The following is a 21,625-nucleotide window of genomic DNA, read 5'->3' on the forward strand; positions in this document are numbered from 1 at the left end:
GGTAACACATGACAAGTCATACTCACGAAATTGACAGCCAAGAACAACAAGAATTGAGCGATGTACTCACAGGTCTAGATAGCTCTATCGAAACCTATGATGAAGAAAATCTTGATGATGAGCGTCATGAATTTGACGATGGTATCAAATCAAGCCGCTTCAAAAAGCTACAAAAGAAACTCCGTAAGGAAGTCTCATGGGCGATTCGCGACTTTAAGATGATTGAAGATGGCGATGTGGTGATGGTGTGCATTTCGGGCGGTAAAGATAGTTTTACCTTGCTGGATATTTTATTATTCCTAAAGCGTATCGCACCGATTCACTTTGATGTCGTGGCGGTAAACCTTGACCAAAAGCAACCAGGCTTCCCTGAAGATGTCCTGCCAAAGTACCTGTCAGAACAGGGTATTCCGTATTATATCCTAGAAAAGGACACTTATAGCATTGTCAAGCAAGTCGTCCCTGAAGGTAAGACCTACTGCTCAGCTTGCTCTCGTCTGCGTCGTGGCTCATTGTACGGATTTGCTAAACAAATCGGTGCGACCAAAGTGGCATTAGGTCATCATCGTGATGATATTTTGGCGACTTTTTTCCTAAACCTATTCCATGGTGGTAGTCTAAAAGCCATGCCGCCAAAGCTATTAAGCGATGATAAACAAAATGTGCTGATTCGTCCGCTTGCTTATGTCGCCGAAAAGGACATCATTAAATACGCCAATTACAAAAAATTCCCCATCATTCCATGTAATCTATGCGGCAGCCAAGAAAATCTGCAGCGTGCGATGATTAATGAGATGCTCCGTGAATGGGATCATGCACATCCAAAACGCCTAGCCAGTATGTTTAAGGCACTGCAAAATGTCGCGCCAAGTCAGCTTGCCGACCGCAATTTGTTTGATTTTGAGAATCTTAGCCTTGAGCGTACGGATGATGAGCGATTGTTTGAAGGGGATAATATTCAGGCGGGCGTGACCGAAGAGCTGGATAAGATGGGCTTACCGATCAATCCTTTGGTGCAGACATTTAGCCCAAAGCATCACGACAATCTAAGTCAACAAGAAGAGCAGACCCAGCAAGTGACATCAGCTCAATCACACACTGAGCAAGATGAGAAGTCATCGGCTTTTAAAATTCCAGTCATCAATCCTTTGATCTGATAAAAACCCCAGTGTCACGGCACTGGGGTTTTTGTATGGGTATTATAACACTTGGCGGATTTTTGAGAGCGCCAGATCAATCTCTTCTTTGGTGATGATCAAAGGCGGTGCAAAGCGGATCACGGTATCGTGCGTTTCTTTGCACAAAAGCCCAAGCTCTTTGAGTTTTTCGCAATATGGTCGAGCCGCTTCAGTCAGCTCAACACCGATGAACAATCCGCGGCCACGCACTTCTTTGATGATGGGGTTATTGATATTTTTAAGCTGTGATAAAAAATAATCGCCCAATTCTGCTGAATTTTCAACCAATTTATCTTCAACCAACACATCCAAAGCTGTCATCGATACCGCGCAAGCCAGTGGATTGCCGCCAAAAGTCGAACCGTGCGAGCCAGGTTCAAAGACCCCTAGGATCTCATCATCAGCCACCACGCATGAGATCGGGAACACGCCACCACCCAAAGCTTTGCCAAGAATGTACATGTCTGGAACGATGTCTTCATGCTCACACGCAAACATCTTGCCAGTACGACCCAAACCTGCCTGAATCTCATCAGCAATGAACAACACGCGGTTTTCGCGGCAAAGCTCAAAGGCTTGTTTCATATAGCCTTTTGGTGGGATATTGATGCCAGCTTCCCCTTGAATCGGCTCAATGATAAAGGCGGCAGTATTGGGCGTAATCGCATCTTTGAGCGCCTGTAGATCTCCATAAGGCACAAGCTTAATGCCTGTCAATAACGGGCCAAAGCCACGCTGATAATCAGGATCGGACGACAGTGATACCGCGCCCAGTGTCCGACCGTGAAAATTGCCCACGCAAGCGATAATTTCGGCTTGATTATCAGCAATACCCTTGACATCATAGCCCCATCGACGCGCGGTTTTTAGGGCGGTTTCGACAGCTTCGGCGCCTGTATTCATCGGCAGAACACGACTTTTGCCAGACAGTTTACAGATTTTCTCACTCCAAGGTGCCAACTGATCATTATGAAAGGCGCGACTGGTCAGGGTGACTTTCTCGGCTTGTGATTTGAGCGTCTGAATGATGCGCGGATGACAGTGGCCTTGATTGACGGCTGAATAGGCGCTTAGCATGTCCATATAGCGCTTGCCTTCAGGATCTTCAACCCAAATGCCAGAGGCTTGGCTGATGACAATGGGCAGGGGTAGGTAGTTTTTGGTGCCGTATTTGTCATTTTGGGCAATCAGTTGTTCTGTTTTGGTCATGAGAGTCTCCATTTTCATTAAGGTTTGTTTATAAATTCTTGATAAACCAGTCCAGAGCCATATCATAGCCACTGTCGCCTAAGCCGCAGATGACGCCGACTGCTTTATCTGAGAAATAAGAATGGCTGCGAAAGGGTTCGCGAGCATGAATGTTTGATAGATGAACCTCAATAAATGGCTTATTCAATGCGGCAAGTGCATCACGAATGGCGACTGAGGTATGAGTATGGGCAGCAGGATTGATAATGACAGCATCGATGGGTTTATTGGATAATAAGCCTTGCTCACTGATAAAATCGACGATGGCGCCTTCGTGATTGGATTGAAAGCAAATCAGCTCAATGTGATGCTCACGAGATTTATTGATAAGTCTGTCTTCAATATCTTTTAGCGTCGTATATCCGTAAATCTCAGGTTCGCGCTTGCCTAAGAGATGCAAATTCGGCCCATTAATGAGGGCGATCTTTTTGGGGGTTTGGGTGGGATTTTGAGTGATCATCGGATATTGTCCGTGTTGCAAAAAATCATTGTATCGAATTTATCGGCGTTTGGCAAATATTTGCTAAATGCCAAATAAATGGGAATGGTTTGTGGTTTTATAGCAAGACCTTAGCCAGCATCTTTTATGTCACAGCGGTGAGTTGTCTGGATATTAGCTAGGTATTTTATAAATAAATGTTGAATATTCTGAATTTTCCGTATTGTAAGTATTTGTAATTAGCCAAAATGATGGTAAGATTTCACCAAAATCAATTAATGATTTTTGGCGTGCTAGATGATCTGATCGTCAAGCTGATAATAATTTAACCCATCAAAATGATGAGGTATTCAAGGAAAATTTGTTATGTCTAAAGAACAAGGTATTGTGAAATGGTTCAATGACGCCAAGGGTTTTGGTTTCATTCAGCGTGCCACAGGTGAGGATGTGTTTGTGCATTTTCGCGCCATCCAAAGTGAAGGCTATCGCTCACTTAAAGAGGGTCAGTCTGTTGAGTTTGTGGTGACTGAAGGCGATAAAGGCCTGCAAGCTGAAGAAGTGGTTAAGCTATGATTTGCCAGTAGCTTGGCAAGATGCTAAGCTGACAGCAAACCATTAAGCTAACCAATAAGCAACCAAAAACGGCAAAGATGTACATTGCCGTTTTTTTATTTTGTGATCAGCTTTGTAAGATGCCATCAGGCACTTCTGGAGCTGGCAGTCTGCGCAGATCGGTGCCATCTAGCGAAATATCACCAAACCGCGGATGACCTGCATTCCAATCAGCAACCGCTTGCTTTAGATCATCAACATTATCTGCAACAAAATTCCACCAAATGATGGTCGGGTGCGAAAGTGGCTTGCCGCCAAGCAGCATCAGATGGGTGCCTTTTTTGGCGGATAATTGAACGGAGTCTGAAGCATTGACACAATCGGAGAGCACCACAAGTTCATCTTGATGGTAGGTCTCGCCATTCACATTCAGCTCGCCATCGATAATTAAAAAACCATATTCAAAGCCATCCACCGCCTCGATCTCAAACTGAGCATCTTGGGTGAATTGCATATCTACACCGACCAGAGGGCTGTACTGGGTGGTCGGCGCAGTATGACCGTGATAACTGCCCGTTGTTAAGATATAATTCACACCATCACGGCTCCAAGTCGGCAGCTCTGGATAATGCTCGAAATTTGGGGCGATGGCTTGATCCGTGGGTAGGGCGATCCATAGTTGCACAGCATGCAAGTCCTTAACGCCATCAGGGGTTTGCTCGGTGTGGCTGATGCCAGTTTGATTGCCAGTACCTGCGGTCATCAGATTGACTTGTTTAGGGCGGATTAATTGGCGATGGCCAAGGCTGTCTTGATGCCATACTTCGCCTGACAGCATCCAAGTAAAGGTCTGTAAATTTAGATGCGGATGTAAGCCAACCTGCAATCCTGCCTCATCATCGGCGAATGAAAGATCATCTGAACCTGCATGGTCCAAAAAGCACCAAGCACCAATGGTTTTTCTGTGTCTTTGGGGTAAAAAACGCGACACAGGAATGCCGCCGACATCTTTGGTTTTGGCGTCAAATTTATCTACGCTCATAAGATTTCCTTAATTATTGATGAGTTAATAAGTGATTGATCATCACTGGTCAAAAGAGTATTGATACAATTAGATCAGTATAGATAGTAGCAGTATAAGCGTAAATACAGCCATTTTAAAGTCAAATTTTGTTAAGCGATCTTGTTGGTTTATTTTGGTGGTTTATTAAGACGCACGCAGGATTGATGAATCGTTTTATTTATTGCAAAATATGCTACAATAATTGTTAGGCTTCGGATGATAATCATTTAGAAGATATGATGTATTTTTGACAAGGAAGACACCATGACCTTATCACTAACTTGTAAGCTGATGCTTGGCTCATTGATCACAATGATGATGACCGCTCATGCCGCCGAACATGTCAGCACCACCATCTCCCATAGCATTCACCCCATCACACACAGCCATCGAAGTAGCGCTGAGGTCTTGGCTGCCAGCAGTGATGCTGAGTGGTATGAGCTTAAGCAAGATAACTTAATCTACATCACCTTGAACAATGGGCGACTGGTGGTGATGGAGCTCAATGACACCTTTGCCCCGCAGCATGCTGATCAGATCAGGCGTTTGGCCAAGGCGGCGTATTGGGATGGTGTGCCTGTGTATCGGGTGCAGGATAATTATGTCGTGCAATTTGGCGCGCTTGATTATGCGACTGATACACTCATGAAGCCACTGCCGCCTGATGCTGTTAAGTTACCTGCAGAATTTACCATACCTGCACATTCGCTGCAAATGATGGCTCTGGAGGATGTGGACGCGCATGCAGACCGTGTCGGATTTGTGAACGGGTATCCTGCTGGTATCAAAGGTGATCAGGCGTTTTTGGTGCATTGTTATGGTATGGTGGGTGCTGCGCGCGATGATGCACCAGACAGCTCAAATGCCACCGAGCTGTATGTGATGATCGGGCAGCCAGCGCGCCATATTGATCGACAGATCAGTGTGGTGGGACGCGTGGTGCATGGCATCGAGCAGTTAAGTTCACTGCCAAGGGGTACGGGTGCGATGGGGTTTTTTGAGGCAGGAGGGCATCCGCTCGACATCCAATCGATCCGCTTGGGATCAGATCTACCAAAGAGCGCACAGCTTCGTTTTAGAGCGCTCGATACCAATTCTCAATCTTTTGTGCAATTTGTCAATGCGCGCCGCCACATGCAAGGAGGCTGGTTCGCCGCGCCAGTATCTGGTAGGCTGGGCGTCTGTGATGTGCGTCAGACCATCCAAGTGATCGAAGGGTGATGGCTTGGATGGATTAAGTGTCATGAATGATGAGGTATCTAAGATATCCTAGGATGTCTAAAATAACTCAGCTTCGCTTAGGGTGCTTGCCAAACGGTCTTTTTCATTAATCAGAAGCTCAAGTCCATCAGTTTGCCAATCAATGCCAATCGTTTCATCATTCCACACGATACTTCGCTCACTATCTTTATGATAAAAGTTTGTGGTTTTATATAAAAATTGGGTGTTATCTTCTAAAGCAACAAAGCCATGAGCAAAGCCTGCAGGTATCCAAAATTGGCGATGGTTTGTTGCATTTAGTTCCACACCGACCCATTGTCCAAAGGTTGGTGAGTTTTTACGAATATCCACCGCGACATCAAAGGCACGACCTTGCACTACACGCACCAATTTTCCTTGGGCATAAGGTGGGGTTTGATAATGCAATCCACGCAACACACCTTTTGATGACATGGAATGGTTATCTTGTACAAAGGTTGGCACATCAAAACCACGTTCTTTCAGTGCTTTTTCAAATACATTTTGGTTAAAACTTTCCATAAACCAACCACGTTCATCAGCAAAAATGCGTGGTTCAAAAATCAATAGTTCGGGGATTTTGGTTTCTATGACGTTCATATTTTCACCTTAACCATTGTGTTCTTTATGTAATTTTAATAAATATTGTCCGTAGCCTGTTTTCTTAAAAAACTCTGCTCGCGCCAATAGTTGTTCATCATTTATCCAACCATTAGCATAGGCAATTTCTTCTAAACACGCGACTTTTAAGCCTTGTCGATGCTCAATGGTTTGTACAAATCGGCTTGCATCAAGTAATGAGTCGTGCGTTCCAGTATCTAGCCAAGCAAAACCACGCCCAAGCAATTCAACATTAAGCGTATCTTTTTGTAAATACACATTATTAACATCAGTGATTTCTAATTCACCGCGATGCGAAGGTTTGATATTTTTGGCGATTTCTACTACATCATTATCATAAAAATACAGTCCAGTCACCGCATAATGTGATTTTGGCTCGACAGGTTTTTCTTCAATGCTTAAGGCTTTGCCATTTTTATCAAATTCTACCACGCCAAAACGCTCTGGGTCATTCACATAGTAGCCAAATACGGTCGCTCCAGTTTCTTGTGCTGATGCACGGCGTAATTGTTCGCTAAAATGCTGACCGTAGAAAATATTATCACCCAAAATTAAGCAAACATTATCATCGCCAATAAATTCTTCACCTAAAATAAAGGCCTCTGCTAAGCCATCTGGGCTTGGTTGGACTTTGTAGGATAATTTTAAGCCAAGATCGATGCCTGTTCCCAGTAGTTTTTCAAAATTTGGTAAATCTTCAGGCGTTGAAATAATCAAAATTTCTTGAATACCTGCCAACATCAGCACCGATAATGGATAATAAATCATTGGTTTATCATAAATTGGCAATAATTGTTTTGATGTTCCCATGGTGATTGGGTATAGGCGAGTGCCTGACCCGCCTGCCAAGATAATGCCTTTACGGTTTTTAGTTGTCATGAATCAGTTCTCCAAGCACTTGGCGAACGCCTTGTTGCCAATGTGGTAAATGTAATGAAAAATTGCGTTGTAATTTGCTGGTATTAAGTCGTGAATTGTGTGGGCGCTTTGCAGGGGTTGGGTAATCCGCTGTGCCAATGGCATTGACTTGTTTTACCATCAAGTCCGCTCCCTTTTCGCGAGCCACGTCAAAAATAAATTTGGCATAGTCATACCATGAACATTCGCCCCGCGCGGCAAGATGGTAATGCCCCATCTCAATACTTGCAGAGTTCAGGTGATATTGGCGAATAATTTGGGCGGTAATGTCTGCAATCAAACTTGCCCCTGTTGGACTACCAATTTGGTCGGCAATAATTCCGAGCGTTTCACGGCTTGCTCCCAGTTTTAACATGGTTTTGATAAAGTTATTGCCATACGTGCCATAAACCCAACTGGTGCGAAGGTTAATAAATTTTGCTCCGCTTTGCTCAAGTGCAAGTTCGCCTTGACGCTTGGTTTGCCCATACACATTGATAGGGCCCGTGCTATCTTCTTCTGTCCAAGCAGTTTCGCCTGTACCATCAAACACATAATCGGTTGAATAATGTATCAATTGGGCTTGATGTTGTTTTGCTAATTCAGCCAAATGTTTTACAGCCAAATGGTTAATTAACTCTGCTTGCACAGTATCAGTTTCGGCTTTATCAACCGCAGTATAGGCAGTCGCATTAACCACAATATCAGGGCGAATTTGGTCAAATGCGTGTGTTATCGCATCAAAATTCGCCACATCGCCACATAAGCCATCGGCATTGCTATGACGATCTAGGGCATAGACTTGTCCTAAAGGTTGTAAACTTCTGTCTAATTCAAAGCCGACTTGACCATTTTTACCTAAAAGTAAAATTTTCATCGTTTAACCTTGTTATGGCTTATTGATATTGCTTGTTAATCCAGTTTTGGTATTCACCACTTTGAACGTGCTCGACCCATTCTTGATTATCCAAATACCATTGAACGGTTTTACGCAAGCCTGTAGCAAAGGTTTCTTGTGGTGCCCAACCTAAATCTGCCCCAATTTTACTGGCATCAATGGCGTAGCGTAAATCATGTCCAGGGCGGTCTTTGACATAGGTAATTAAATCTGCATATTGGGCAACACCTGTCGGTTTATTCGGTGCAAGCTCTTCTAATAATTCACAAATGGCTTTGACCACATCAATATTTTTCTGTTCATTATGTCCGCCAATATTGTAAGTCTCGCCGACTTTTGCCGTGGTTGCCACTAAAAACAAGGCACGAGCATGGTCTTCTACATAGAGCCAATCACGGATTTGTAATCCATTGCCATACACAGGTAAAGGCTTACCATTTAACGCATTTAAAATCATTAATGGAATTAATTTTTCAGGGAAATGATAAGGCCCGTAATTATTTGAACAATTGGTAATTACCACAGGCAAGTCATACGTACGGTGCCATGCTCGCACTAAATGGTCAGAACTGGCTTTACTGGCGGAATATGGTGAACTTGGGGCATAAGGTGTGGTCTCAAGAAATAAATCATCTGTACCTTCCAAATCACCATACACTTCATCGGTTGAGATATGATGAAAACGGAATGTAGCCTTTTTATCATCGCTTAAACCATGATAATAATGACGAGCGACTTCTAACAGCGTATAAGTACCAATAATATTGGTTTGAATAAATTCGCTTGAACCTGTAATAGAACGGTCTACATGACTTTCTGCCGCTAAGTGCATAATGATATCTGGAGTAAATTCATTAAACAATCGCTCAATTTCTGCACGATTACAAATATCTGTTTGGCTAAATTGGTAGCGTGGATTGTCAGATACAGGCAATAACGATTCTAAATTGCCTGCATAAGTCAATTTGTCCACATTTAAGACATGATGCTCGGTCGTTTGTAAAATATGGCGAACCACTGCTGAACCGATAAAGCCTGCACCGCCTGTGATTAGGATGTTCAAATTACTCATTCTTTTACTCTATTTAATAATACTACTTAAATAAAAATTTTAAATACAGGCAAAATTTCAAGTAATAATACGTTATTTTTTGATTATTATCTCGATAATAATGCAACTGTTTCTTTTTTGCCTTATAACATACTTTTGGATATAAAGGATGATCTTTATACAAGTCTCGAATTTGTTGTTCGGCTTGAAACATTTTGTCAGAGTTTTTGCTTGTATTATGATCATGATAACGATATAAACAGACAACTTCATCCAAAAACATAATGCGATGACCGTGTGCAGCAAGTTTTAGCCACATATACCAATCTTCAATCACAATAGACTCATTGTAACCACCTAGTGATTTGATGACATCGAGTTTGTGCATTTGAGCAGGAGCAAATAATGAATTGCATAGAAATATTTCATCAAAGCAATATTCTTTCTGCCTGTTACGTATTTGCCTAATAATTCGACCATTATCATCTATTTCATCCATATTCGCAGTAACAGAGCTAAATTCTGGATTGTTTTCTAAAAAATTGACTTGTATAGAAGTTTTATGTGGCAACATCACATCATCAGATGCAATAATACTCAAATATTTACCTTCACACCATTGTAGGGCTTCATTAAGTGTTGCTGATAAACCTTTATTAGGCCTGTGACGAAATTCAAAACGTACAAAACGTTGTTGGCATTGCTGTTGCATTTGTTGAATTTTAGTCACAGAGTCATCTTTTGAACCATCATCAATAATGATTAGCTCAATATTTTGATAATCTTGATCTAGTATGCCTTGTATGCTTTGCTGAATATAGTGCTCATGATTATAACAAGGGATGATAATTGAAACTAAAGGCGTGCTTTTCATAAGAAAATCCATTTAATATATTATGCAAAACAATGGAGATTAAAAGTTTTTCAAAATAGACTTATCATATCTATGTACAATAAATGCATTATCTTTGGACTTTCATCATTAACCATAAAAATATCAACCGATAAACTTTTGCAAAATATAAATTTTTGAAAGAAAAATCTAATAACTCACGACTTGCACTATACAATTTATCTTTAGATAAAACTAAATCGGAATGAGAAAGATTAAGCATATTCTGTCTTATTTGTTTTCTATACGAAAAAACCTTAGAAATGCTTGATTTATGCAATGCTTTAATCTCTTTCTCATTCATATTATGTTTTTTCATAAAATACAATAGTTGAATTAATCCATGAATTTCGTCTATAAGATGAGGGTTAAATTTTTTGGTCAGTGCAAAAGGATTATCTTGTCTGTAATAAAAATTAGTACTACAAAATACTATTTTCTTACAAAAAAATAAATACTTACGAGAGGTGCATTCATCTCCTGTTAAAATAGTATCATCATATCCCACCTGGTTTAATAAATCCATTCTTCTCAAATAAAACCCATGAATATACCAAGGAAGGCTATACAAAAATGCTTTTTCACCGCCTGAATATACTTGATGATAGTTATATTCTTTTGGGGGTAATATTTTTAAATTATTTTTTTGATTAGCATGATACCATTCCATATCAGGAATTGCAGCATCTGCTTGGTATTTTTCTGCATTTTGAAATAAAATATCTAAACAATCTTTATCAATAATATCATCTTGACTCATATAGAAAAAATATTTACCCAAACAATATTGTAATCCATATGTAATTACCCTTACCGCATTTCCCGCTTTGTAGGGCATTTTCATTAATTTAAATCTATTATTTAATAAAATTTGATTTTCTATTGCATTATAACTATTATCAGTTGAATGATCATCAATTAACAATACTTCAAAATTAGAAAAAGTCTGTTCCATTAAGCATTGTATTGTTTCTTGAATATAGGGCAAACCATTATAAACGGGTATAAGCACAGAAATAGCAGGAGAAGATACTAATTTCAAATTACACCCCTTTAAATCCATTGCACAGATTAACAATTTGTTTAACATCATCAAACATTAAAACTGGGCTCATGGGCAAACTTAACACCTCCTGATGAATCGCCTCTGTAATTGGTAGGCTTAACGTATTCAATGAGCGATACGCTTGCTGTTTATGTGGCGCTATTGGATAATGAATCAGTGTCTGCACCCCATGATCAGCCAAGTATTGTTGAAGCTCTTTGCGATAAGGGCTGCGAATCACAAATAAATGCCATGCGTGCGATTCATAGCAGTCCGCACGGGTTGGAATGCTTGGTAAAGTTATCAAATCATTTTTGATATTATCTAGATAAAATTGGGCAATATTGCGACGGTGATGGGTTTCTTTGTCTAAATAGCTGAGTTTGACATTAAGCATTGCTGCTTGTATTTCATCCAGACGACTATTAACGCCTTGATAAAAATTTTCATATTTTTGATGCGATCCATAATTACGTAGGGCGTACAAAGTATTTGCAAGTTGTGCATCATTTGTTGTAACGGCACCAGCATCCCCCAGTGCCCCCAAATTTTTCCCTGGATAAAAGCTAAAGCCTGATGCATCTCCCCATGCGCCTGCCTTTTTTCCCTGAAAGGATGCTCCATGTGCTTGGGCGGCATCTTCTAATACCAATAACCCATGTTCTTGAGCAATTTGCATAATTTCTGGCATAGGCGCAAGTTGACCATATAAATGCACAGCTAAAATCGCTTTGGTTTTTGAGCTGATTGCTTTTTTCAGTGATAGTGGGCAGATATTATAGCTGTGCGGATTAGGTTCAACTAGCACAGGTGTTAATTTATTCTCAGTGATTGCTAAAATGCTGGCAATGTACGTATTGGCAGGTACAATCACTTCATCACCATCTTTTAATTTTCCAAGCTCTTTCCATGCTCGCAAGGTCAATATAAGTGCATCCAATCCATTTGCAACTCCGATTGCATATTGGACACCACAGTAGTGTGCAAAATTTTGTTCAAACCGTTCCAGTTCTTTACCTGTAATGTACCAACCAGAATCAATGACTCTTGTGCAGGCATCAATCAATTCTTGGCGATATTGTTGATTGATTGCTTTTAAATCTAAAAAGGGAATCATGTTGTATATCCTTTAATGATAGCGGGATTGCCCATAACAATGGCATAATCTGGCACATCTTTAGTTACCACTGCACCCGCTCCAATCATGGCATACTTACCAATGGTAATATTGGGCAAAATGGTAGCATTGGCACCAATGCTTGCACCTTCTTGAATAATTGTTGTAGCAAATTGATCTGGATATTGTTTTGAGCGTGGATATTTGTCGTTGGTAAAACTGACATTAGGACCGATAAATACATTATCATGAATACGTAAACCATCCCACAGAAAAACCCCAGATTTGACAGTAACATTGTTACCAATAATGACATCGTTCTCAATAAGAGTATGAGCACAAATGTTGCAATTTTCTCCAATTTTGGCATGTTTAAAAATCACTGCATATTGCCACACTCGCGTCTTTTGTCCAATATTAAGTGATTTTACATCTGCCAAAGGGTGAATGTAGGGTTGATGAACAATTTTCAAAAATTCATCATAGTTGCGAATATAATCAGATTCATCATATGGTTCACTTGCCAAAACTAACAACACACAATCCTCTGAGAAATCATGCATTTCTCGCCAAACCAAATCTTTAATGAATAATCCTTGATTGGGAGTCTTTAAAATTACATTTTCTTTTGAATGACCATCATCCAATAAGATTCGGCAAGAACCACTAACACAAATCAGAATCTGTGATAAATTTTTATGTGCATGAAAACCACGAGAAACATCCTTGCGAGTACCAAAAATATAATAGATACGCTTGACTTCAAATGGAATTTGTTTATGATTTTCTAGGGCGATTAGACTACCGCGTTCATCACCCAGAATGGAAAAGTCAATTTGCTGTGCAATGCTCATATGTTACCTCAATAAAATAGTCAGTGCTTCATGCCTAAATTTTGAAGTTTGGCATAATACCCACCTTTTGCCATCAGCTCATGGTGAGAGCCTTCCTCAATGATCTTGCCCTCATCCATCACGATGATGCGATCCGCTTGTTCGATGGTGCTTAGCCGATGAGCGACGATGATACTGGTGCGACCGTGCATTAGGCGTTCAAGTGCCTGCTGCACAAGGCGTTCAGATTCATTATCCAGAGCGCTGGTTGCTTCATCAAGCAGTAGAATCGGTGCGTCCTTTAAAATCGCTCGGGCGATAGACACACGCTGACGCTGACCGCCAGACAGCTGACTGCCATTAGCACCGATGGGTTGGTGCAATCCAAGTGGGTGTTTATTGACCAATTCCGTCAAATTTGCCGCCTCTAGTGCAGCCATCACATCAGCTTCTGTGGCATTGGGCCGAGAATAGCGAACATTCTCAAACAAAGTGTCATCGAATAAAAAGATCTCTTGGGTGACCAGCGCAAATTGAGCGCGTAGATTTTCAAGTTTGATGGTGTTGATGTCAATGCCATCCAATAAGATCTCTCCGCTGCTTGGCGTGATAAACCGCGGCAATAGATTGATGGCAGTGGTTTTACCCGATCCTGAACGGCCGACAAGTGCAACTTTTTCACCTGCTTTAATGTTGAGATTAAAATTATTTAAGGCAGTTTTGTCCTGGCCATATCGCACCTCAATATTTTTAAAGTAAATATTGCCAGAGATATTATCTAGCATTACTTTGCCATGATCAGCTTCGGGCTTGGTGTCCATAAACTCACAGACCGAATCGGCCGCCAGAAACATGGCCTGCATAGGGATGCTGATATTTGCTAAGTTTTTAATCGGCCCAAACATCTGCATCATCGCCACGATAAACGCCATAAATTCGCCAATGGTGGTAACGCCCGCTTGACTTTGCCATAGGGCAATAAAAATCACCGCAGCTAAAGCCAATGAGCCAATGGCCTCACTGATCGGAGAGCGAGCAGCAGTAGCCTGTGTGATTTTCTTAGTAAGGCGAACAATGGTGCTATTGACGCCATCAAAGCGCTTTGATGCTTGTGTCTGACCACCGAATAGCTTGATGATCCGCTGGCCTTGATGGGTTTCACCAATGGTCGTATTTAGTGTACCGATTGATAGCTGCGAATCACTGAGTACATGTTTCAAACGGTTTCGGTAATACTTAGATAGAGCGGACAATATCGGAAACATCACCATGATGGCGAGTGCCAATTGCCAATTCAAATAAAATAATACGCATACCAAGCCAATCACAATCAGCGTATCACGAGTAAGGGTGATAAATACATTGCTGGCGTTATTAATCGAGGTGTCTGCCATCTGAACGATATTCATCAAAACATGACCTGATGTATTGGCTTGATAATATTCAGATGGCAAGCTTAGCATCTTATCGAACATATCACGACGCAGATGGCTAATCGCCATAATCGCAACCCAGCTCATCAAGTACTGACTGACAAAACGACAAATCCCTCGAAAAATGACCAATGCCATAAAAAAAATGGGCACGATCCACACTTTACTTTCAGTCCCCCAGATTGTAAACATAAACCGATCTTTAAGATGGATTATGCTTGCAACCAATCCTTCACCGTCTTTGACAGGCGGCATACCATCAGGGATGGCAAATCCTTGGTTAACCAATGGGGCGATAAAGGCTGCCAGATAACTTTCGGTAATAGCGACACCAATGATCGCAAGTAGGGCGACGATGATGCGGAATTTATATGGCTTGACATACGCCATCAGACGCATAAAGCTTTTGGTGTCTTGTTCGGTAAAGAGTCCGAAAGTTAGTTTGTTAATCATGTTCAAATCTTATTTTATTTATAAATATTTAATAGATATTCGTAATATGAACCTGGCTGCACATTGTCGATATAGGTCATTTTGTGAATGTTGGTATTTTCAGTAATCTGCCTGTATTTATCTGCATCAAAGGGATCATTAATAATGCTGATCAGCTGATGTGGTAGTGTGTCATCAATGGACAGCTGCTGATTTTGCATAAATTCTTTGGTTAATACATCATACATGATTTGAAAGAAAAAGTAGTGTGGAATGTGATTTTGAGTATGCCAAAAATTTAGCATGAGTTGCAAGCAGTGATTCAATAGCTTGCTTTCTTTTTTTGCAATAATGAAACTGGTGAGCATGTTAACGCGATGGTTTTCTTCCCAACTGAAGTAGCTTGGATTAAAGCGTGTCCAAAATTCTTTATTTTTAACAGTATTTACTCTTTCAAATACAAAAAAGTCCTGTTCGCTAATAGTTTTGTTAATCGGCGATGTTAATAATATTGTAGCATCAACCCATATTCCTCCATAGGCAGAAAGTAAAGCTAGTCTTAGCAAATCAGAAAAAAAGACATGTTTGAATTCGGGATTAAGTCGCTTTCGGGCAATAAAGTCGGGGAGTTCTAAATACTGGCTAAGTGTCTCATCGGTCAAGCGAATGATCTGATAATCACCTTTGTTTTTATCAACACTATTGAAGCACAGTTTTACCATTGCAGGTAGGTCATCGAGTCCTTGCCCCCAGTACTGCCAAATGATCTTGTTTGTACCTAGGTTTTGTTTTGGCTTTAATTGAAAGCTATCTAGCTGATTGTTAAAATAGGCCGATATTAAGCGCTGCCAATCTTGGGCTACTTGAGACTGTTGTGCTAGATTGGCTCTCAATTCTTTTTGTTTGCGAATTCTTCTTGGTGTAAAAGCGTAATAAAAAATTCGATAAGGATATCGGTATAGTTTTTTAAGAGAAATCATTTCTTGACTGTCACTAAAAATAAATTGATTCATAGACTACTCCCTATATAAAAGAATCTTTTATTTTTTCAATAATGGAAACTTTTGCGGTCTTATCATATTTTCTAAATAATGCAAACCATTGTTTTTTGCCAAGATAGTTTAGCTTGAATAAGTGCCTGTTTTGTAATAAGCACATTAAATACATACCCTGATCATCATCAATAATTCGATTTTGAAGCAAAGATTTTTGATTTTTGGTAAGCAATTTTAAAAACTCTCGCCATTTATATTGCGATGCTACAATGCAGCCACCGATGATATAGACTTCGTTATTAAAAATAAATTTCATGACATCGTCATGGTGTTGAATCTTTCTATTTTTACGGATGGTAAACATATGAACAAAATTTGGATCAAAATCATAAGCCCAATTTCTAAGCTCATTCAAAGTTTCAGCTGTTCGACAATAGCCAAAATCAACCCATGCAACCATATCTGTGTTGACAACCCCTTGTTTTATCGCTTTGTTGACAAAATAGGCTTTGAGATTGTTAACCAAAACATAATCAGCTGACCAATATTCAATATTCTTGATTTGTTCTGGATTGATCTTTGAGATAAATTGCACATCAGTTTGCACGTTATGAATTAGTTTTTTGACATAGTTGAGTTTGTTGGCAAAGTCAAATTCAATAATTTGTGTCGGTCTGCCATTTCTTAGGGCTAAGACTTTCTCAACGTGATGCTTGGCAACAAATACCACCATGTCATTTTCCAATTTGGCAAGATTGGCAAAATAGTCAAAGTATGTGTCTGTTGTCCGCATTAGATAATCTGGCAGCCCATCTTGTGTGGAAATCTCTCCACGCCCAATATCAAAAAAGGCTGTAACGATTGTTATTTTGCTCATATTTATATGTATCCGCAAATGTAGATGTCAAAAAACTCATTGATTTATAGGGTTCTTATGTAGATATTTGATAAAACCTATAAATCTGTGTTAATCATGAATATCAGTCAGATAATTTTGATACAAATTTATATTGCTTAAATCCTCATTGACTTATTTCTAGCTTCATCAGGCCTTTTTACACCCTAAAGCTGATAAAATGCATTCATGTTAAAAGGCAAATTGTATAAATCATCCCCATGTCTTGCTACAGAAGAGTTTGTATAGCGGTTAAATTCTACAAAACTATTTACATAATCCCAAATTTCTTTGTTATTTGTATGAAAAATATGCGCGCCGTACTCATGTACATTGATACCTGCTTCGTTTCTAGTATATACATTCCCTGCGATATGATTTCTTTTTTTCAATTATGAGACATTTTTTGTTTTGCTTGCTCATTTCGTGGGCGAAGACCGCACCGAATAAGCCGCTGCCAACAATTAAATAATCATATTTTTTCATTGCCAAATGCTCTTTTTGACTTAGTTGTAAAAAATATATAATATATCAATTACCGAAAATCAATTTTAATCCTATAAAATTTCCCAAAACTTTTGCGCACAGCATTGGACAGCTCGCCTTTGATTTTTTCAGAAAGCGAACGCTTGGGTTTATTTTGCTTACTTTGTTTGCGCGCAATCTCAATACTACTTGGCATGCTGTTTTGATTCGGAAACAAGATAAATTCTTGAGCGCATAAAGCAGGATAGATTTGATAAATCGGCAATCCATCTAAAACATCCAAATAATGATTAAACATTAATTGATCAATGGCTGATATTTCTTGAGATGGCAGGCTTTGTGCATATTTTATGAGAGATGTGGCAGCTTTTAAGCCAATAATATAACCTGCTGTACCTAAGTGCTGCTCTTTAAGTCGTGCCGCTTGTCGATTATCCATTAATATAATGGCATCGTTTTCAAGCTTACGCTCCTGTAAAAAAGTCTCAGTCTTCACAAAATCCAAATCATTGTCTTTTAGCCATCCATCATCACCAAAAAACAAGTGCGCATTTTCACCCAAATAAACATCATCTTCAAACACTGCCAGATATGACAGATTCTCATCAATCATCTGCTGCCATAGGCACACATGACTCATAAAGCACGCCTTCTCACCCTCGGTCAAAAAAGCACCATCCAATGCCAATCCATGTTGCTTGGCCAATCGGGTGACTTGATCTGGTGTGATGGCATCAAAAAACTCAAAGTCAATCCCTTGTTTGCCGAACTCTTGGGTGATGTGGGCGCGGCGTTCAGGTTTGGACTGCAAACTGATTACTTTACATTTCATAAGTGTGTCACTATATCTCATTGCGTAGCATCTTGGCCAAGATGCAATTTGGGTCTATTTTGGTTAAGTCCACATGTCGCATGGTCTCGTTGTACAGATGCACGCACACGCTATTTTCGGTGATGACATCGTCAATACTCAGATTAGCATCCATTAGCTTATGCGTTTCATGATGTTGGATTGGGTAAAGTACATCCACAGGTTGAACCAAATGTGTAATATTCAGTTTTTTTGCATAATGGGTGATGGCGCTGGGCCCGATGACACCCCAGCCCATTGTCGATAGCGTATTGGCATAACCAAACAGGCGTTTGATTTTCAGGCGCATTTTATCGTAGCCAGAATACCACTCAGGGGTAAAATAAGGCTGATTGCTTAGCTCTATCAAGGTATTTAGCATATCGCTGTCAGTGGGCAGAGCCAATACAGCACCATTGATATAGCTGTCATTTTCGTAGCCGAGCAGATATCCGTGTTCTGGAATGGTGAGCGGTTTTAGACAATATACATCGCAGTCCACATAGATGCCATTTTTAATTTTTTTTAATAAAGCATAACGAAAGATGTCTGAAAACAGCGCAAAGCTACCACTTTTTTGATGCTTGATAATCTTGGAGCTGTCTAATATTGCAGATCCATCTAGCGCGTTGACGCCTGGCGGCAAATTGCTGATCTCGCCATAAGTGTACAGATTGACTTGATGCCCATGCTTGACAAATGATGTAAGGCAGGCGATGGACATGGCATTTAGCCTCTCTCCAATCCATAGCGCGTTAATGCTTGGCAGGTCTTGCTGCGTCAAATTTTGTATGGTCATATCAGTCTTCTTGTTGATGAATAAACTTCTGGCGATCGACGGCGATTTGTCTTTTAACCCCTTTGGATAGGGCGATCAGTGTACGAATGCCCAGATGCAACTGGGTGATGATACGATTTTTCTTAAACTGCATCCGATGAGCCAATGTCGGCTCAAATGGCACGGTGTTTTTGATGGCACCAATCAAAGACACTGGCGGCATCTCAATCGGCACATCATAAGCAGGGCAGATCACATCTTGAAGCAGCGCGGCAGGTTCGATTTGATATAAATTTAGATTTGGGCAGCTGAAGATGAATGCATCAGCCAGCGCCAAGCGATGTTTGGCCTCTGCCAATAGTTTTTTGGCACCAGATGGGAATAGGACATAGCCGCCTGTGCCATTTTTTTCTAATAATAGTTGGTAAATGGCATATTCATCCGCTAAGATGCTGTGCGATGGGCTGCTTGCCACGACCTTATTACGAGGCTGTACCTCAAGATTGATCAGATCAATATCAGGATCGTTGAGTTTGGTGATTTCATCCAAAACTTGTTTAAAATCATAGACCAGCACCGCATCATCTTCCAAGATGGCACATGGCTGATTCTCCAATACCACTTTTTCCCAAGCGGACTTATGACTTAAAAAGCAAGCCATCTCGGTCTGTTTGATCAGTCTTTGGCCGTGCTTGATATTATCAAGATAAAATCGTTCGCTGATGTCACCAACGCTTGTGGCCGGCAGTCGCTCAAATGCCATGCCCAGTCGGTCAAATTGTTGTTTTTGTAACTCAAGTCGATCGGTGGATTGTGCCAAGTTAATGATGAATACTTTCATGATTGGCGACCTTTTTGATGATTATACTGCCATAAAAGCAAATATTTATTAAAAGTATATTGACTAAAAATAATAGAATAAATCAAACCGTATTTGCCTTGCAAGAACCGACCATCCAAAAAATACTGCCTAATGAACTGCCAAATCGGATTGCTAATCACTTTGAATAAATTGGATTTTTTACCCTTTTGGGCATTTTCGATCGCCCAAGTTTGGGCATAGCTGAGCCGTTTTTGTAACAAAAACAGCGGGTCTGGTGCGGTGTGATGGTGTAAAAAACCAGACAGCTTGATGGTCTTGGCACCTGCGATGTCCAAAGACTCATGCACAGTCAAATTGTTAAAACCAAAGCTTTTTGGATACAGTCGCCAATAGGCTTTTACGCCCCAGCGCGCATTATCGATTTGATGACCAAAGATAAAATCCAACCGCTTTAGGCCATACACCGTATTGTCAGGCTTATTTTTAATGACCGCCAAAATGCTTTGCTTGAGTTCATCGGTAATTTCTTCATCGGCATCAAGTGCCAAAATCCAGTCGCCTGTCGCATGGCTTTGAGCGATTTGACGCTGGCGACCAAAGCCTTGCCAATCGGTATTAACAAACCATTTGGCGCCGTATTGCTCGGCAAGCTGTCTGCTATTATCGGTGCTGCCACTGTCCAAGATAATAATCTCATCTGCAAGTCCGACAAGCGGCGGCAAAGAAATCGCCAAATTATGGGCTTCATTTTTGATGATCATCACGACCGAGAGACGATGGGGAGTGTGCGTTGTCATGTTTGCAATCATTCATCTATATTAACAGCTCATTTTACTGAACTTTTCATCGCTTTACCAGTGGATTTTATACCATTGTTATTAAAAGGCTTGTTGCGTTGATGCTAGCCAAAACGCTCATTTATAAGTACAATAGTCATTTTAAGCAGTATAAGAGCATATCATGAAACGATCCTTTAAAATCGGCTGTCTATCATTGGCTGCGGTGCTTGCAGCTTGTGGCGATCAGCCTGTGGCCACGACCAACACCAACGACACAGCCTCAGCCTCGACACCTGATGCGTATGTGGGTTGTTATACCATCGAGCAGGGCGCGCCTGCCACCATCAAGATCAGCCATGATGGCGCGCAGTATCTGATGCAGATGAAAGAGGGTGCGGATAAAGAGCAAGTATGGGATGCGCCCGAAAGACTTGAGCAGTTGCCCAAAGCGCAGGGCTGGAAGCATTTTTCCACCAACAGCATCAACCTAACCGATGCCGATGTCAGCGCTGATATTTTGGTGCGTCCCGATGAGGTATTGGCATTGGCCAAATTGCAAGAGACGACAGCCAATACCAATCCGATGATCGACAGCGGCTATGCGGTTGCGCTGATGGGTGCGGTGAATACCATCTATCAAGTGCCGTGCGATGAGACGCGCGTGGAATTTGGCAGTCAATAATGCAATGCGTATATAAGTAGAGGAAGTGCGATGGGATTTTTGGGTTATTTATTGATGGGCAGCATCGTCTATGTGGCAGGTTTTATGGTGAATATGAAACTGCTTCGCCCCAAGCGTAAAGCAGGCGTGATTGATTCGGCGACGCATCCGATTATTTTGCCATGGCTTGCCGCCTGCTTTATCATCATGCTTGGCGTATCGGCACTACTTGGGCGATTTGTACTGGGTCATGATGGCTTTGATTGGGCATTTATCGTGGTCAATAGCCTTGTGGCGACCGTGGTGTTTTATTTTGGGCTCAATCCAGATACCTCACAGATGAATTTGCCAGACTGATGGCAATTGGTCGGGATTTTTACATCACTCAACTCAATATATCAGTATTTACGATTGTATCTG

The 21,625-nt window shown here is 40.9% G+C and carries 24 protein-coding genes and 1 pseudogene; 5 read left to right on the forward strand and 20 right to left on the reverse strand.

Features of this window, described 5'->3' with window-relative positions; translation table 11 throughout:
• Nucleotides 1-8: 8 nt before the first annotated feature.
• A complete protein-coding gene (gene ttcA / locus B0681_RS01760; protein WP_078317017.1) occupies nt 9-1,157 on the forward strand; it encodes a tRNA 2-thiocytidine(32) synthetase TtcA in 1,149 nt (382 codons plus the stop codon).
• Between the two features lie 42 nt (nt 1,158-1,199).
• Here ttcA and B0681_RS01765 read toward each other — a convergent pair whose 3' ends face one another.
• Both B0681_RS01765 and aroQ read right to left on the reverse strand, forming a co-directional pair.
• Nucleotides 1,200-2,387, reverse strand: a complete 1,188-nt coding sequence (locus tag B0681_RS01765; protein WP_078317018.1) for an ornithine--oxo-acid transaminase — start codon at nt 2,385-2,387, stop codon at nt 1,200-1,202.
• Nucleotides 2,388-2,415: 28 nt separating this feature from the next.
• Nucleotides 2,416-2,886, reverse strand: a complete 471-nt coding sequence (gene aroQ / locus B0681_RS01770; protein ID WP_078317019.1) for a type II 3-dehydroquinate dehydratase — start codon at nt 2,884-2,886, stop codon at nt 2,416-2,418.
• A gap of 345 nt (nt 2,887-3,231) precedes the next feature.
• Between aroQ and B0681_RS01775 the strand changes: the two genes are divergently transcribed.
• A complete protein-coding gene (locus B0681_RS01775) occupies nt 3,232-3,438 on the forward strand; it encodes a cold-shock protein (RefSeq protein WP_078317020.1) in 207 nt (68 codons plus the stop codon).
• 106 nt (nt 3,439-3,544) lie between these two features.
• Here the strand turns inward: B0681_RS01775 and B0681_RS01780 are convergent, their stop codons facing one another.
• The gene (locus B0681_RS01780) at nt 3,545-4,459 is read right to left on the reverse strand and encodes a pirin family protein (RefSeq protein WP_078317021.1); all 915 of its coding nucleotides are present in this window, start codon (nt 4,457-4,459) and stop codon (nt 3,545-3,547) included.
• A gap of 285 nt (nt 4,460-4,744) precedes the next feature.
• Between B0681_RS01780 and B0681_RS01785 the strand changes: the two genes are divergently transcribed.
• Nucleotides 4,745-5,701: a peptidylprolyl isomerase gene (locus B0681_RS01785; RefSeq protein WP_078317022.1), complete on the forward strand. Its 957-nt coding sequence runs from the start codon at nt 4,745-4,747 to the stop codon at nt 5,699-5,701.
• 57 nt (nt 5,702-5,758) lie between these two features.
• Here the strand turns inward: B0681_RS01785 and rfbC are convergent, their stop codons facing one another.
• The 17 genes and pseudogenes from rfbC to B0681_RS01865 form a co-directional block, all read right to left on the reverse strand.
• The gene (gene rfbC, locus B0681_RS01790) at nt 5,759-6,319 is read right to left on the reverse strand and encodes a dTDP-4-dehydrorhamnose 3,5-epimerase (RefSeq protein ID WP_078317023.1); all 561 of its coding nucleotides are present in this window, start codon (nt 6,317-6,319) and stop codon (nt 5,759-5,761) included.
• Between the two features lie 9 nt (nt 6,320-6,328).
• Nucleotides 6,329-7,219: a glucose-1-phosphate thymidylyltransferase RfbA gene (gene rfbA, locus B0681_RS01795; RefSeq protein WP_078317024.1), complete on the reverse strand. Its 891-nt coding sequence runs from the start codon at nt 7,217-7,219 to the stop codon at nt 6,329-6,331.
• Nucleotides 7,209-8,114, reverse strand: a complete 906-nt coding sequence (rfbD, locus tag B0681_RS01800) for a dTDP-4-dehydrorhamnose reductase (RefSeq protein ID WP_078317025.1) — start codon at nt 8,112-8,114, stop codon at nt 7,209-7,211. Before rfbD ends, rfbA begins: the two co-directional genes overlap by 11 nt.
• Nucleotides 8,115-8,133: 19 nt before the next feature.
• Complete coding sequence (gene rfbB / locus B0681_RS01805) at nt 8,134-9,198, reverse strand: dTDP-glucose 4,6-dehydratase (RefSeq protein WP_078317221.1); 1,065 nt, start codon at nt 9,196-9,198, stop codon at nt 8,134-8,136.
• Nucleotides 9,199-9,229: 31 nt separating this feature from the next.
• Nucleotides 9,230-10,060: a glycosyltransferase family 2 protein gene (locus B0681_RS01810; RefSeq protein ID WP_158077905.1), complete on the reverse strand. Its 831-nt coding sequence runs from the start codon at nt 10,058-10,060 to the stop codon at nt 9,230-9,232.
• 88 nt (nt 10,061-10,148) lie between these two features.
• Nucleotides 10,149-11,120: a glycosyltransferase family 2 protein gene (locus B0681_RS01815; protein WP_158077906.1), complete on the reverse strand. Its 972-nt coding sequence runs from the start codon at nt 11,118-11,120 to the stop codon at nt 10,149-10,151.
• 1 nt (nt 11,121) lies between these two features.
• On the reverse strand, nt 11,122-12,240 hold the full coding sequence (locus tag B0681_RS01820) for a DegT/DnrJ/EryC1/StrS family aminotransferase (protein ID WP_078317028.1): 1,119 nt from the start codon (nt 12,238-12,240) through the stop codon (nt 11,122-11,124).
• Nucleotides 12,237-13,094, reverse strand: a complete 858-nt coding sequence (locus B0681_RS01825) for a WxcM-like domain-containing protein (protein ID WP_078317029.1) — start codon at nt 13,092-13,094, stop codon at nt 12,237-12,239. The genes B0681_RS01820 and B0681_RS01825 overlap by 4 nt, the downstream gene beginning before the upstream one ends.
• A 20-nt stretch (nt 13,095-13,114) precedes the next feature.
• Complete coding sequence (gene msbA / locus B0681_RS01830; protein WP_078317030.1) at nt 13,115-14,959, reverse strand: lipid A export permease/ATP-binding protein MsbA; 1,845 nt, start codon at nt 14,957-14,959, stop codon at nt 13,115-13,117.
• A gap of 14 nt (nt 14,960-14,973) precedes the next feature.
• Nucleotides 14,974-15,951 (reverse strand): capsular polysaccharide synthesis protein, encoded by a 978-nt coding sequence (locus B0681_RS01835; protein ID WP_078317031.1) that lies wholly within the window; start codon nt 15,949-15,951, stop codon nt 14,974-14,976.
• Nucleotides 15,952-15,961: 10 nt separating this feature from the next.
• A complete protein-coding gene (yibB, locus tag B0681_RS01840) occupies nt 15,962-16,810 on the reverse strand; it encodes a protein YibB (protein ID WP_078317032.1) in 849 nt (282 codons plus the stop codon).
• A 185-nt stretch (nt 16,811-16,995) separates the two neighbouring features.
• A complete protein-coding gene (locus B0681_RS10600) occupies nt 16,996-17,220 on the reverse strand; it encodes an NAD(P)-binding protein (protein WP_211271486.1) in 225 nt (74 codons plus the stop codon).
• Nucleotides 17,180-17,314 (reverse strand): NAD(P)-binding protein, encoded by a 135-nt coding sequence (locus B0681_RS10605; protein WP_211271487.1) that lies wholly within the window; start codon nt 17,312-17,314, stop codon nt 17,180-17,182. Before B0681_RS10605 ends, B0681_RS10600 begins: the two co-directional genes overlap by 41 nt.
• Before the next feature lie 49 nt (nt 17,315-17,363).
• Nucleotides 17,364-18,167, reverse strand: a complete 804-nt coding sequence (locus B0681_RS01850) for a glycosyltransferase family 25 protein (protein WP_078317033.1) — start codon at nt 18,165-18,167, stop codon at nt 17,364-17,366.
• The gene (locus B0681_RS01855) at nt 18,157-18,963 is read right to left on the reverse strand and encodes a glycosyltransferase (protein WP_078317034.1); all 807 of its coding nucleotides are present in this window, start codon (nt 18,961-18,963) and stop codon (nt 18,157-18,159) included. Before B0681_RS01855 ends, B0681_RS01850 begins: the two co-directional genes overlap by 11 nt.
• Before the next feature lies 1 nt (nt 18,964).
• Nucleotides 18,965-19,783 carry a glycosyltransferase family 25 protein gene (locus B0681_RS01860; RefSeq protein ID WP_228143826.1) on the reverse strand — a complete coding sequence of 273 codons (819 nt, stop codon included), beginning with the start codon at nt 19,781-19,783 and terminating at the stop codon, nt 18,965-18,967.
• Nucleotides 19,783-20,562: pseudogene (locus B0681_RS01865) on the reverse strand (glycosyltransferase family 2 protein); the annotation flags it as partial. The gene B0681_RS01860 and the pseudogene B0681_RS01865, both read right to left, overlap by 1 nt.
• A gap of 163 nt (nt 20,563-20,725) precedes the next feature.
• Here B0681_RS01865 and B0681_RS01870 point away from each other — a divergent pair.
• Nucleotides 20,726-21,226 (forward strand): hypothetical protein, encoded by a 501-nt coding sequence (locus B0681_RS01870; protein WP_078317036.1) that lies wholly within the window; start codon nt 20,726-20,728, stop codon nt 21,224-21,226.
• 30 nt (nt 21,227-21,256) lie between these two features.
• Nucleotides 21,257-21,562 carry a hypothetical protein gene (locus B0681_RS01875; RefSeq protein ID WP_078317037.1) on the forward strand — a complete coding sequence of 102 codons (306 nt, stop codon included), beginning with the start codon at nt 21,257-21,259 and terminating at the stop codon, nt 21,560-21,562.
• The last annotated feature ends 63 nt before the right edge of the window (nt 21,563-21,625 follow it).

The organism is Moraxella porci DSM 25326 (assembly GCF_002014855.1).
GTDB classification, from domain to species: Bacteria; Pseudomonadota; Gammaproteobacteria; order Pseudomonadales; family Moraxellaceae; genus Moraxella; species Moraxella porci.